The sequence below is a fragment of the Mesorhizobium huakuii genome, from assembly GCF_014189455.1.
GTDB lineage: Bacteria > Pseudomonadota > Alphaproteobacteria > Rhizobiales > Rhizobiaceae > Mesorhizobium > Mesorhizobium huakuii_A.
In genome coordinates this window covers 6,163,274-6,176,297 of the sequence record NZ_CP050296.1, presented here as the reverse complement: position 1 = coordinate 6,176,297, position 13,024 = coordinate 6,163,274, and the positions used below count along the sequence as shown (strand labels likewise).

Below are 13,024 nucleotides of genomic sequence, written 5' to 3'. Positions count from 1 at the left end.
TGAATTATAAGCAATATTGGCGCCGCTTCAGCGGCATATATGCTCCCAGTGGGGATCTATAACCGCAGCCAAGATGTTCCCGCAACCTTTGTTCGGTTCCAAAAATCAAACGGCTACTGTTTTCGCTTTTCGTGGTCCCATCCTGCTCCGGTTCGTAAACCCCGCAAGGATCAGCCATGGACCGCAGCGCCTTTATGCCGCTCTTCGCTCTCGCACTCGGGCGTGTTCGGCACCAGCCTTTCACCGGCCCAAGTCGCCGGCATCAAGGGCATTCTTGACGGTTTCCTGACCCATGGGGATGGACGAGCCAAGACCCTGGCCTATGCCCTTGCCACCACTGTCCACCAGACGGGATCGCACATGATGCCGGTTCGGGAGGGCTTCTCGATGAACGTCACGCAAATTGATTAGCGTATTCAAGTCATAGCCAAATATCTGGCGGAGGGAGTGTCCGTCTCCGCCTAATCCAAGGCGTTCCGAGAGCTTCCCATACCCCGGCCAAAACCCTTGCAAAGTATGCATTTGAGCGCTCATAGCGTCTAAGGGTGTCTTGCAAAGTCCCGGATCAAGTTGTACGTAGACTTGTTCGCAGGGAGAGTTCGAATGCAAATCAACCGCCTGTCCGTCGCCGCCGTAAACGCAAAGACCAAGCCCGGCCTTTATGCCGACGGCATGGGCCTTTACCTCCAGGTTTCCTCCGGCGGCGCCAAGAGCTGGATCTTCCGCTATATGCTCGCCGGCCGGCCGCGCAAGATGGGCCTGGGCTCTGTCAACACCGTGACGTTGAAGCTGGCGCGGGAACGGGCAGGGGAGGCGCGGCTAAAGCTCCTCGATGCCGACGACCCGATCGAGCAGCGCAAGGCTGAGCGACTGGAGAAGCTGGCGGCGTCGGCAACCGTGCTGACCTTTAAGGAATCGGCCGAGGCCTATATCAAGGCGCATCGCTCGGGGTGGAAAAACATCAAGCATGCTGCTCAGTGGAAGGCCACGCTGGAGGCCTACGCTTATCCTCAGTTCGGGAGTTTCGCAGTCTCGCGCGTCGACACGGCGCTGGTGTTGAAGGCGCTGGAGGCCATCTGGACCACAAAGCCTGAGACCGCAACGCGGGTGAGGGGACGCATCGAGAGCATTCTCGATTGGGCGACGGCGCGCGGCTACCGCCAGGGCGAGAACCCGGCCCGGTGGCGGGGCCATCTCGACAAGTTGCTGCCGGCCCGCAGCAAGGTTGCCAAGGTGAAGCATCACGCCGCGCTGCCCTATCCAGAGATCGGCGAGTTCGTGAACACATTGCGGCCGATGGAAGGCGTCAGCCCCAAGGCGCTTGAGTTCGCCATCTTGACGGCCACTCGAACCGGCGAAGTCGTCGGCGCTCGCTGGAGTGAGATCGACACCGAGAACGCGCTGTGGACCATCCCCGGCGACCGCATGAAGGCCGGCAAGGAACACCGCGTTCCGCTGTCCGATCGCGCTCTCGAAATCCTCGAGAGCCTGCCTCGCGAGAAGGGGAACGATTCCGTGTTCATCGGCGAGAAGGGCGGCAAGCCGCTTTCGAACATGGCGTTGCTGATGACGCTCCGCCGGATGGAACGCGCTGACCTGACCGCGCACGGCTTCCGCAGCACGTTCCGCGACTGGGCCGCCGAGCAGACGGCATACCCGAACGAACTGCTTGAAATGGCGCTGGCGCACACTGTCAGCGACAAGACCGAAGCTGCCTATCGCCGCGGCGACATGATGGAGAAGCGCCGCCGGCTTATGGCCGACTGGGCCGCTTTCTGCAGCACGGTGAAGTCGGCGGCGTCGGGCAACGTTACGCCTATCAAGGCGCGGGCTTGAGAGACGGCAGAAGGTCAGAATCCGGCGAGACGGCGCGCCTCGATGCGCTTCTGGCGTAGGTGGGATCCGACGCGACACTTGTTGCTGCAGAAGCGGGCGGTAACGGGCTTCCCGCCGCGCTTTCGCGCGTCACCGACATGCATTGTTGTCCCACAATTAGCGCATAAGCGCCGTGCAGAAGGTACAGACCGGCCTTCGCCGAAACTGCACCACATGTCATACTTTAGAAGAGCGAGGATGGACGGCAGTTCGGTGACCCAAAGCGCTCCCGACATTGGCCGCAAGACAGCGCGAGTTGCCAGCGTGCCGCTTATCGCCGACAAAAACCCCTCGCTGTCGTCGCTCGCGCTGTAGTCCACGAGCGCAGCGATGTCACGAATGTAGCCATCTGCAAAGACCTGGGGGAGTGATTGCGCGTGGGGTAGCTCGACGTGGCCTGCGTGGTCGCTGCCACAGGAGGGATTGAAGAAAGCGCCAATTGGCAACATACCTGCCGCTTGGTCGATCGGCCCGAACTCCGTCATGAAGCGGCATAGATCATCAAGGGATTTAACGCGGCGAAGCTTGCGCGACGCCCTTCTCCACGCTTCTCCGGTCTTACCAGGCGCGATGCCATAGACGACTGGAACCACCTTCGCTGACCTGCCTTCGATGCACCTGCCGGAAGGGCCTAGAGAGGCCATGTCGGATGGCGGATGGCCGTAATCCTTGATCTCGTACCCGGCCGTGTCACGCCAGAGCTGGACGGTGCGGACTGTTGCCTGTTTCGCTGTCATATCGAAGCTTCGTTTTAACGGCAATTTTAACGATAACAGCCGTGCAATTACCCTGCGTTACGTGTCTAGTCAAGGCCAAGGCAAACCACGAAAGAGATGAGGCCATGCAGACAATTCTCAGGCGACATGAAGTTGAACGGGTTACGGGGCTGCCACGCTCTACGATCTACGCGCGCATCAAAGAAGGAACGTTCCCGAAACAGGTCAAACTGTCGGCCAAATCAGTCGGGTGGCTGGAGCGGGATATAGCGGCTTGGCAGCAAGCGCGCATCGAAGCGCGCGACGCTTTCGCGGCATGACAAAGAAAAACGCCGATCGCTGAGAGGACGACCGGCGGGGACTTAGGGAGCACCGAGGGCACTGAAGAACGTCCTAGGAATAAAAGCCTAGACCCGCTTTGTCAATCTCCGCGTCCGGCCTGCATCAGAGGCAGTCCGACCAATGTTGAACGTCCGATCAAATCCCGCAAAAAATAACAAGGCGCCGCGCGGCGTATTCATCTTCGCTCATGACGGCACTGCCGCCTTTCACCAAGGGCTGACCGCAGGCATCGCCACGCAAGGCGCCGACACCCGCTTCGGTGCGATCCTGACCGCCGTGCGCGACCACGGTGTCGTGTTGGCAATGCTGCCGCCATGGGGACAGCCGTTCAGGCTGCCCACAGGCAGGCCTGTCATCGCGCTGGCTGAAGACCTCGCCTCTGGAGCATCTGGCCCCGGTGCCTTCCACCGAGCATCGCTGCGGCGGGCCTTGAAAATGGCCGCTAATATTGTCGTTCAATCTTCCCAAGCTCCCGAACTTTATGTTGTCGCCGCAATCGCCGCGGCCAGAGGCGAACATGTGTTTCTGGTCGACACCGGACCGAAGCAGGAAGCCCAGTGGGTCGAAACAATCAAAGCGCTAGCGCCGGGGCGTCAGGTCCTCCTGATCTGCGAGAAGCCGCAAGGGGGCATCCAATGACCGACGAAGAACTCCTTGAGACAGCGGGCCAGTGTCTGCGCAACGACTTCACGCCGTTTTTCGGGGTCGACAAAGTGTGTTCGACGCCCGGCTGGCCGGCCAAGACCCCAACCGACAGAACGCTGCGGGGTATGCTTCGCAAGCCGCAATTCATCGTCGACAAGGGTGGGCCGGCGAAGCGCTGGAACAGAAAGACCGAGCGCTATGAGCAAGGTTGGTGGATGCCGCCCCGGTCGGTCGCGCTGCGGCTGGACGGCATTGGTGTGCTCGACTTTGATACCGACCATCCCGACATCGAGAACGTAGCGCGGCCGGTGCTGGAAGCGGTACCGGCTTTATACGATGCTCCGGTGCGCCTTGGATCCGGGCTTAAGGAAGCGTGGTTCTTCCGCGTCGGCGAAGACGCAGATGATATCTACCGACTGCCGAACAGGCGGTGGATAGCCCCTGGCGATGATCCGGATGACCCTGGCGTCGACACGCACCAGGTTGAAATATTTGGCGGCGGCGGCGAGTACAGATGGCGCGAAGACGGCACGTACAGGCAGCCGAAAAGGTACTTCGGCGCTTTCGGTGCACACACGGTCGAGACGGCGACGGGTAAAGTCCTGAAGTCCTACCGCTGGGTTGAGGACTACTCGCCGCTGACGGCACCCCGCGCCGAACTGCCGCTACTGTCGAAAGCCGACCTGTTCAAGGCGCAAGACGTGTCGGAAGCCGCATTCAAGGATCTCGGCTGGCGCGAGGCACCTGGTGGTGCTGGTGGTGGCAGCCTGTCCGGACAGATGGTCCGGGTCTACGACCTGACGCACGACATGGACATCGATGGCCACACGCTGGCGCGTCTATACGAGATGGCCGAGAGCGGCGAGATAGGCGGCGGCATCCGCACGCCGATCAGCCCGGTGCCGTGGTTACGCAAAAGCAGCCGCAGCGGGGCATCCTGCTGCCTTACCGTGGCGTCCAACGGTGCGCCGGCCATTGTCGACTGGCAGGAAAACACGCTGCATCTACCGGCGAGCCTGCAGCCGGGCGATGCCAGCGCCCTCGCGGAGAAACTGCAGAAGCTGATCGGAGCCCGGCAAATCGATGTTGTCGATCTCTTGGCTGGCACTTTGGTGGAGCTGGTCACGGAAGTAGCCAGAAAGAGAGTTGGGCGTGATGATAATCGCTAAGGGAGCGGTGCAGCCAGACCAAGAGGTCAAGGGCGCCGCGATGGAACTGCTTAGGCAGTTGATGTCAAACAAGCTTGACGGCGGTCAGAAGCAGCAGGCGGCGCCGCCCGAGCCGCCGAAGGCTCTGGATATCGAGGTGTGGAGCGCTGCTGGCATCGACGCGACCAAGATACCGCCGCGCGAGTTTCTCCTCGGCAACGTCTTCGCGCGCACTTTCGTCAGCTCTTTGTTCGCCGACGGCGCCACCGGCAAGACAACGCTCCGGATCGCGCAGGCGCTTGCACTGGCGAGCGGGCGGCGATTGACCGAAGAGCGTGTCCACAAGCGCTGCAACGTGCTGCTGATGTGTTTCGAAGATGACGCGGACGAGCTGAAGCGACGCGTCGCGGCAGCCAGGATGCACCACAAGATAACGGACGAAGAGATTGGGGACCGCCTGCATCTGGCGACGCCTGGTCTGTCCGCAGGCAAGCTTATGGTCATCGACCCCGGTACGAGGCAGCCGGCGCTTTCGAACCTGGCCCCGACGGTGGAGCAGTTGGTCACCAAATACAGAATCGATCTGGTCATCCTCGACCCGCTGAAGAAAATCCACGGCGTCGAAGAGAACAGCAACGACCACATGGACGCCGTCGTTCAGACTCTGACCGACATGGCCTCGCGTCTCAATATCGCGATCGACTTGCCTCATCATATGGCCAAGGGGACGCCAGACCCCGGCAACGCCAACCGGGGGCGGGGCGCTTCAGCGCTTAAGGATGCGATCCGACTTGGCTACACGATGACGCATATGTCAGCAGAGGAAGCGAAAGCGTTCCACATCCCCGAAGATGATCGCAAGCAGTATGTCCGTGTCGACCCGGCGAAGGTCAACATCGCCAGGCAAGGGCGGAGTGCGCAGTGGTTCAAGCTGATCAGCCAGAACATCGGCAACGGAACGCACGAATACCCCAACGGCGACGATGTGCAGGCTATAGTGCCGTGGACGCCGCCGGACCTAATGGCCGGCATGGATGGCGTCACCTGCCACCGCATTTTGATGGAAATACGCGACGGCCTCGAGAACGGCGAGCGCTACACCGACGCATCGCGGGCTACCGATCGCTGCGTATCGGTCGCGTTCGGAATGCATGTGCAGAACAAATCGGCTTCCGACGCGCGCCAGATCGTCGGCAAGTGGATAAAGGATGGCGTCGTGCGCGTCGAGGATTACAAGAGCCCCGTGACGCGAAAGACCTTGAAAGGGCTGTTTGTCAGCCGTGTTTTGGCGGAGCCTGAAAATGCGTGATTGCAACCCAAGGTGTTGCGCTATTGAATTTTTCAATCGCGCATCAATAGCGCAAAGTCGTCTGCTCTATTGACCGATTGGCGCTAGTAAAAAGCAATGGCGCAGCAGGCGCGCATTGCCATTTTTTCCATAGCGCACCAATCGCACGCCGTCGATGGCTACACCACGGCAATACAACCTGACGGTTGCGAAAAACAAGGCAGTCCCCCGGCGAAACCGAACGGCCGATGACAGCTCGAAAACAGGACTGAACGATATGGATTGCGTCACCTACCTGAAACATATGCTAGCCCTCCTAAACGCCAAGGTTCGCAAGCCAGAGCCCGCGCCAAAGGTGCCGAAGCGGCTCCGAGCGCTGGGTCATGCTGAGCCACGTCGCCCTGAGCCGTATCGCGCCGACACGGTCGGTCCACAGCCGCGGGCAGAGTGAAAGGATGGCTACGTCCCCTCCTGGCGACGACGATGCCAGCCCGCTGGAGTTGCTGCTTCGCGATTTAGAGCAGCAGCTTCGGAACGCAACGGCGGCCCCGGCCAAGCCCGACGAAAGTGCGCACATGGCGGAGATGGATCTGAAGCTTCGGCTGTTACTCAAGGACGTGGAACGGCGGCTCCAGGGCGCGCCGGCTACCCCGGCCAAGCCCACCGGCCGGTGAAAATGGCCACGCGCGACAAGCCACCGACAGCGGCACCGCGAGGCCAGCCAGCGGACCGTAAAGTCTATAGGATTAAAGCACACCCAAAAGGCGGGCGCGCTCGCGCGCCCACGCGCGCGAAGCCCATCAACAACACTGGTAAAGGTTATTTCGCCCCCGGTAACCAAGGCCGGCAGCCGACCTACCGCCCAGAGGCCGCGAACCTCGCCGAGCGCGGCGCTACATTGGCCGAGATCGCTGCCGAGCTGGGATGCACTATCCGCACGGTCTCTCGGTGGCGGTTGGCCTATGCAGACTTCCGTGAGGCGCTCGATCGGGGCCGCGAGCGACGCGCGGCCGAGCTGGCCGCCGCCGACCGGGCCAAGGTTGCGGAAGCACAGCGCCAGCAGGTCGAGGCCAAAGCCGCCGGCGAAGCAACCGTTCGCGAGGCCGCACTGGCGCTGAATGAGATGCTGAAGGACTTCGCCAAGCCCGATGCCGCGGCGCAAGGCCCGGCGCCTGCCGACCCTGCTGTACGCCTCTCCGATCGCATAGCAGCCAGGCGCCAGCTGCCAGAGCCCGCTGCCGAAGAGCCGCAAGGTTGGCAAGATGAAAGTGCCGGCGACCCTCTACCGTTGGATGATCCCCGGGATAACTGGTGACCTTTCTGCCCGCCTCTTGGCCTCAAGGAATCGTTATACGGAGGGTATGTCCGCCAAGACCGTATGGTACTTGGGCTACAAGCAACGATCCTTGCCATTTACGTACAAATTAGCGTACAATTCGAAGGCAATTTGGAGCTTAAATCATGCCCGCAACCAGCGCCCTGGCAGCCCCACAAAACGACCACGGCAGAACCTGAATGGCTGTCATCGTAAAAAGCGTCGCACAGGTCGCCCCGCAGCCGGGCGTTGCTGACAAGGCGCTCGACGACGCACGTTCCCCCGGCGGCAAGCCCGCCGACGCCTTGGCCGAACATGCCCCGCGGTGGTTTACTCAGGACCTTGCCCGCATTGCCGCTTACCTCGCAACCAGACGAAGAGTGACCCCATGAATGCCAGGACCACCGAAGCCGGGGCCGACGCAGAAGAGCGAGCCGTTTTCGCTCGTCTTCAGGAAAGCAAAAGCGGGCGCGTTGCCGACAATTCAGCCACCGCCGGCGCGGGAGCGCCTGCGCAGCCGGCCGATGGCGATCAGCGCGGCATATCGGGGCCTATCGAGCAGCCCGCGACCGAATTCAAGACCTATGGCCCGGGCGAGGTGACCCCGCTGGACGAGCTGCTGCGGCCGGCCGAGACCACGCCGGCCGTGGACGCCACGGCGTTGGGTGATGAGGTGGCGCGGCGGCAGGCCGTGGTCGACCGGCTCGAAACCGACGTCGCGAAAACAAGACAGCGCCTCGCAGAGCTGGACGGCAGCCGGGCAGATGTCGTTCTGAACGGCGGCGATCTCGACGCGCTGCACAGCGGTCTGCGAGACGCCGAGCAGCTGGTCAAGACCCTTGAAGCGGGGCTAGAGCACGTCCGGTTTAATCCGGGTCATAGCCTGCGGCCTTGAAGTAGTTCTGGCATTCGGCTGGGGTGAAGAGGTCAACGAGCGATCCGACGGCGTTCCACAGGGCTGTGATTGTTCTCTCGGCTTTGGCGCGCATAAGAGCCTTGAGTTTTGAGAAGGCGTTTTCGATCGGATTGAAGTCGGGGCTGTAGGGCGGCAGGAACATGAGCCTCGAGCCGGTCGTCTCGATCGCCTCGCGCACGCCGGCCGCCTTGTGCGCCGGCAAATTGTCCATGATGACGACGTCGCCCTCCGACAGGGTCGGAACCAGAACCTGCTCAACATAAGCCAGGAACACGTTGCCGTTCATGGCGCCGTCGTAGACGAACGGAGCGGTCATTCCTGTCAGCCGTAACGCGCCGGTGAAGGTGGTGGTCTTCCAATGGCCGTGCGGCACGCCGGCCCGGCAGCGCTCACCGCGCGGCGCACGTCCCCGCAGACGGGCCATCTTGGTCGATAGCCCGGTCTCATCAATGAAGACGAGCTTCGCTGGATCGAGATCGAGCTGGCCGTCGAACCAGGCGCGACGGCGCTTCAGGATGTCGGGGCGGTCCTGCTCCAGTGCGTGTGCGGACTTTTTTTGAACGTCCACCCGTGGCCGCGAAGCCATGCGCTCAAGGCGCTGCGGCTGATCCGTACCGACCGCTCGTCCCCCAGCCGTTCCACCATTTCGTTCAGCGTGATGTCCTTGCGCTCATCGATCAGCCCGACGATGAAGGCTTCGTGGGCATCAAGGCTGGACGCGCGTCGGCGGCCTTGCGGGCGAGGCATCCGCTCGCCGATCTTCGCCCGTGCGATCCACCGGATCGCACTCGATATGCCGACGCCGAACCGCGCCGCCGCCTGCCGTGCCGACATGCCCGCGTCCGAAGCCTTCAAGACCCGGGATCGAAGGTCGCCGCTCAGTGCTCTTGCCATCATCCACCTCATCAAAGGGGATGTTGAATCACCCATGCAGCCCGACGTCACATCACAATCGATTCATCGATCGCGGGACGTGCTCTAGCGCCGGCGCGGGCCGTGCTTGCGAAAGCCCAGGCAGCCGCCGGCAAGGCGGCGCTGGAGAGGCAAGCCGCGGCGGCCAGGGCTGAGCACTACGGCCCCGCGGCAGAGGCTTTGCAGACCATGTACAAGCTGCTGGCCGGCGTCTGTCACAGCGCACTGGTGCTTGAGCAGCACGCGCTTGCCATCGAGGGGATGAACCAGCAGGCGCTTGGAAACGACCGCCGTGACCTGGTGATCGACATGGACATCCTGCGCAGGGCCGTACTCGACACGATCGGCACCCGGCATGCCAGCATCGTGGTTCCTGTCCGCACGGGCGAAACCGACGAGGCGTTCGAAGCCAGGCTATGGTCCGTGGTTGCCTCGAATGCCGGGGTCGCACCGAACGGCAAGAAAGAGCGTGGCACGACCGTGAGCGCAGCTGTGCTCGCCGAATGCCGCGCCATGCATGTCGAGCGGCGCGCGAACGAGGGTGACGATGCCTACAGTGCTCGTCGTTGGGCCGCAGTGGCCGGCGCCCTGCGTTTGCAACTAACCAACGGCGAAACCGAGGCCGACCACCGCGAACGGTTGCGCTACGCGCTGGCGAGGCGGCTTAACGTCGATCGCAAAGGCGAGAGTGACGAGGCCTACCAGCTCCGGCTTGCCAACGCCCATAGCGCTCTCGTGACGGCGCGCGAGCAATCGGATCCACTCCGGGCGGTCGGCGAAAAAGCCCTTGCCGCCATCAAGCGGCATGCCCTTGGTCTCGAAAAGATCGCGCTTCATCGCCAACACGCGGAAGTACGGGAACTCCGTCCGATGTCCGGCGACACCGACCTCATGCGGCGCTACGGCCGCCGGAGCGACTGAATGATTGGCCGCCGGAGCTAGTCACCGGCATGGCGGCAGCGGCCCTGGCGTCCCTGATAACGGCCTACTGGTCCGATATCTGGCGCGTGCTGCGGGGCGGGTGATCAAATGATGATGTGGATCCGATTGCGCACGCATGAGGGCTTTTTATGCACTTAGACACAGAAAAGGCAGAGTCTAGGCCGCTCAATACGCAGCCAATGATTGATTTCCGTCCGACGTTGGACTACGCCGCTCAAGTTGAGAGCAGGTGGGGGACTATGGGGTACTGGGAGATGTTGCCGCAGCAATGCCCTCCGGCGGACGCTGCCGATATAGAAATAGCCGAAGCATACCGCCTAGTGGGAGCAAATCCCCCAGCGAAGGAGCACTTCGCCTCACACGCGAAAAAGGGCAAGACGAGACCACCGACAGTTGATGCATGCTCGTGGGCTTCATGTTCACTTTTTACGTCACTTTCGCATGTCAAAAATATGCATAGCCTTCCGAAAATTCGAGACGCAGGATCGCCCTTCGTGGCGAAGCTAGCGGTACCGACCGGCGCCGGCATGTCCAGAACCAAAGGCAAGCATATCGATTTTTGGATGTATGATAGCTTTGATCCGTGCTCGGCTACCATTCAAGTCGAGCCGGTCTGATGCCGATCCATCGTAGATCTGCCATATACGACGCCACCTTGGTTTACGTGGATGAACCTCAGGTGATTACCCTAGTTTCCCAGAAGACGCGCGTGGTCGCTATCGCGATACCGTATGGCAATCCGGATAGCTCGATGTTCCTCGCTACGACTGCGAATGATCGAGACTGGACCAAGTATCTGGATGGGACGGTCGATCTGCGTTACCTGTTCACATTCCCGACAGTGCGGGTGCAGTATCATTTCGACTTGAACCATCTGAAAGATGGCAAGGTCATGATGACCCCCTGGGAAGGCGAGATAGACGAGCGGTATCTGCCGCTGCCACGGTTCTTCTCGACAAATCATACGGAAGAATACAAGGCTGACGACCGCGCGAGCGACACTGAAAAACTCGTCATCGATGGCGAATGGGAATTGCAGGATTTCGGCCAGTTTCAACAGAAGTATGCCGATGTTTATGCCTTCATCATTGCCACGAATACCTGGAGTTCGGCGAGTGCGACGCTCGCGTCAAAACGCAGGGTGAAAGAGGCATTCTTGGACCGACCCTTCCGAGGTGGCTTTAGCTATGTGCACCTTTTTCGGGACCTGAGCGAGAACGTTCCTCGAAGCGAGCAGCTAAATCTCAGCAAAATAAAATATGAATCGCCGGGACATGTCGAAATTTTCGGTAACGAGGATGTTTTCGACCACCTCCACAACATTATACCAAATTTTCTCCATAAACGGGCGCTTCTAGGCGCAAAGTATCGATCTTTCCACCAGTACCTCTCAGAGAACCATTACTTTAAAATTGAAGGGCAGCTTTACCCAAAAGGCGACCCCACTGAGAAGTTTATGAAGAGCAGGGCGGGCGAACTCGCAAATGAGATGCTGGCACCAAACTTCGAAGCAGTGTGGGATCTAACTGACCAGAATGCGCTAGTGGCTGCAAAGGTCGTCTTGTCTTTCTACCGTCGCCTGAATGATGCGGCTACCTACTTCGCGCAGGGGCGGATTGCTTACAGCGATTGATATCGAACTGCCGCCGCAACCAACCCCTCCGCCGCTCGTTGACCTGCGCTGGTTGATCCCAGCACCCGGACCCTGGCCCGCCCGTGATCCCATTCCGGGCGGGCTTTTTCATATTAAGCGGCTGGTTTCAACGCTGGCAGCCTCCTCGCTGCTAACAGGAGGAATTTTCCATGAACTTCAAGATGCTCACGATGGGCGCGATGGCGCTTGCAATGATGACCGGCTCGGCGCTCGCCGCTGGCAACACATCCGCACTCGACGATCCGGCAAAGATGTCGCCGTTCTTCACCGATGCCGGTATGAAAACGTTGAGGTCGGAAAAGGATTTCAAGACCGCATGGACGGCCATGAAACCCGACGAGCAGAAGGCGGTGTTGAAAGACTGCGGCGATACCACGATTAACAAGTCGCACGCGGATTTCTGTGCGATGGCAAAGATGATGGGTGGCTGAATTTAGCCTGAAAGTCGAAGGCGGGCAGCGTGCCCGCCTTCTGACACCCGGGGTTGGCAGCGTCAAGCGGCTGCGGCGCCTTCGTGGCGATGAGCGCCATACCGATGTCCTGGCGATAGGTTGCTGGATGACGGTGCGCTAGTTCGCCAAGCTCCCTACAAGCAGCATGACGTGCACAAGGACTATCTCGCGCTGATGTCGCCTTCCAATGTCGTGCCGCTGGCGGATCCGGCGCCGCCCGACACTCGAGCGATTCCCCGCGCGGGCACCTGTCCGACGGACAGAAGCTCGCCATCGGCCGCTGGCTGCTGCACAACAAGGCGTCGCTTCCGCACGGTCATTTCGGGCCTTGGCTCGACAAGCAGGAAGGGCTTTCCCGGAGCATGGCCTCACAATGCATGCGGCTGGCCACAGGCTGGCGCCACGACGCTTCGCAGGCCGGCAGCTCGACAGGACCGGTACCGCACCTAGGTAGGGCTTAGATCCTCTGTACGAGCCTTACAATTCTCGCGGAACAAGCGCCTGATGAGTGCGTTTGGCCGTTCAGGAGATTGTGCTGATGGCCGATGAACAGGACGAAGCACGCACCAAACAGATCGATTTTATCGTTAGGCGGCTGGTGGCTGAGGCAGGCATTACCGAAGCGCAAGCTCGTGATCTTGTCGCCATTCTTGGCGCGTACAGTTGGTCATCGCTGTTGCGAGAGGCGCGGATGATTAAGGGCCGGTAACTGACCTAGCGCCCGATGATATGGTTGACCATGGCCTCGTCGGGCTCAGTGCCGGTGAAGTCCTGAAAGAGCGATTTGGCATGCGCCGCCCAATGCTCTTCAGCCATGTT

At 60.9% G+C, this 13,024-nt stretch carries 17 protein-coding genes; 15 read left to right on the top strand and 2 right to left on the bottom strand.

Annotated elements, in window-relative coordinates:
- Positions 1–222 precede the first annotated feature (222 nt).
- Both HB778_RS30025 and HB778_RS30020 read left to right on the top strand, forming a co-directional pair.
- Positions 223–411 carry a hypothetical protein gene (locus HB778_RS30025; protein WP_183459150.1) on the top strand — a complete coding sequence of 63 codons (189 nt, stop codon included), beginning with the start codon at positions 223–225 and terminating at the stop codon, positions 409–411.
- 192 nt (positions 412–603) lie between these two features.
- Positions 604–1,836: a tyrosine-type recombinase/integrase gene (locus HB778_RS30020; protein WP_183459148.1), complete on the top strand. Its 1,233-nt coding sequence runs from the start codon at positions 604–606 to the stop codon at positions 1,834–1,836.
- Positions 1,837–1,850: 14 nt separating this feature from the next.
- On the opposite strand, the gene HB778_RS30015 is transcribed toward HB778_RS30020, so the two are convergent.
- A complete protein-coding gene (locus HB778_RS30015; protein WP_183459146.1) occupies positions 1,851–2,612 on the bottom strand; it encodes a zinc-finger domain-containing protein in 762 nt (253 codons plus the stop codon).
- 104 nt (positions 2,613–2,716) lie between these two features.
- Between HB778_RS30015 and HB778_RS30010 the strand changes: the two genes are divergently transcribed.
- The 8 genes from HB778_RS30010 (at position 2,717) to HB778_RS29975 (ending at position 8,224) form a co-directional block, all read left to right on the top strand.
- Complete coding sequence (locus HB778_RS30010) at positions 2,717–2,911, top strand: helix-turn-helix transcriptional regulator (protein ID WP_183459145.1); 195 nt, start codon at positions 2,717–2,719, stop codon at positions 2,909–2,911.
- Positions 2,912–3,053: 142 nt separating this feature from the next.
- Complete coding sequence (locus tag HB778_RS30005; RefSeq protein WP_183459143.1) at positions 3,054–3,572, top strand: hypothetical protein; 519 nt, start codon at positions 3,054–3,056, stop codon at positions 3,570–3,572.
- Positions 3,569–4,747, top strand: coding sequence for a hypothetical protein (locus HB778_RS30000; RefSeq protein WP_183459141.1), 1,179 nt, complete (start codon positions 3,569–3,571; stop codon positions 4,745–4,747). Before HB778_RS30005 ends, HB778_RS30000 begins: the two co-directional genes overlap by 4 nt.
- Entirely contained in the window at positions 4,734–6,035 is a 1,302-nt protein-coding gene (locus HB778_RS29995; protein ID WP_244662012.1) for an AAA family ATPase, read from the top strand. The genes HB778_RS30000 and HB778_RS29995 overlap by 14 nt, the downstream gene beginning before the upstream one ends.
- A 362-nt stretch (positions 6,036–6,397) precedes the next feature.
- Complete coding sequence (locus tag HB778_RS29990) at positions 6,398–6,688, top strand: hypothetical protein (RefSeq protein ID WP_183459137.1); 291 nt, start codon at positions 6,398–6,400, stop codon at positions 6,686–6,688.
- 2 nt (positions 6,689–6,690) lie between these two features.
- A complete protein-coding gene (locus HB778_RS29985) occupies positions 6,691–7,329 on the top strand; it encodes a helix-turn-helix domain-containing protein (RefSeq protein WP_183459135.1) in 639 nt (212 codons plus the stop codon).
- 200 nt (positions 7,330–7,529) lie between these two features.
- Positions 7,530–7,721, top strand: a complete 192-nt coding sequence (locus tag HB778_RS29980; RefSeq protein WP_183459133.1) for a hypothetical protein — start codon at positions 7,530–7,532, stop codon at positions 7,719–7,721.
- On the top strand, positions 7,718–8,224 hold the full coding sequence (locus HB778_RS29975) for a hypothetical protein (protein ID WP_183459131.1): 507 nt from the start codon (positions 7,718–7,720) through the stop codon (positions 8,222–8,224). Before HB778_RS29980 ends, HB778_RS29975 begins: the two co-directional genes overlap by 4 nt.
- Here HB778_RS29975 and HB778_RS29970 read toward each other — a convergent pair.
- Positions 8,196–9,139 (bottom strand): IS630 family transposase gene (locus HB778_RS29970; protein WP_183459129.1). Its coding sequence is split into 2 segments (ribosomal slippage): positions 8,196–8,803 and positions 8,803–9,139, totalling 945 coding nucleotides; the frame shifts between segments, so codons are not numbered across the junction. The genes HB778_RS29975 and HB778_RS29970 overlap by 29 nt on opposite strands.
- 102 nt (positions 9,140–9,241) lie before the next feature.
- Here HB778_RS29970 and HB778_RS29965 point away from each other — a divergent pair.
- The 5 genes from HB778_RS29965 to HB778_RS29945 all read left to right on the top strand — a co-directional run bounded on the left by HB778_RS29965 (position 9,242) and on the right by HB778_RS29945 (position 12,914).
- A complete protein-coding gene (locus HB778_RS29965; RefSeq protein WP_183459127.1) occupies positions 9,242–10,078 on the top strand; it encodes a hypothetical protein in 837 nt (278 codons plus the stop codon).
- A 637-nt stretch (positions 10,079–10,715) separates the two neighbouring features.
- Complete coding sequence (locus tag HB778_RS29960) at positions 10,716–11,732, top strand: hypothetical protein (protein ID WP_183459125.1); 1,017 nt, start codon at positions 10,716–10,718, stop codon at positions 11,730–11,732.
- Between the two features lie 170 nt (positions 11,733–11,902).
- A complete protein-coding gene (locus HB778_RS29955) occupies positions 11,903–12,184 on the top strand; it encodes a hypothetical protein (RefSeq protein WP_183459124.1) in 282 nt (93 codons plus the stop codon).
- A 269-nt stretch (positions 12,185–12,453) separates the two neighbouring features.
- The gene (locus HB778_RS43500; protein WP_183465266.1) at positions 12,454–12,666 is read left to right on the top strand and encodes a DUF3102 domain-containing protein; all 213 of its coding nucleotides are present in this window, start codon (positions 12,454–12,456) and stop codon (positions 12,664–12,666) included.
- Between the two features lie 77 nt (positions 12,667–12,743).
- Positions 12,744–12,914 carry a hypothetical protein gene (locus HB778_RS29945; RefSeq protein WP_183459121.1) on the top strand — a complete coding sequence of 57 codons (171 nt, stop codon included), beginning with the start codon at positions 12,744–12,746 and terminating at the stop codon, positions 12,912–12,914.
- Positions 12,915–13,024: the final 110 nt, after the last annotated feature.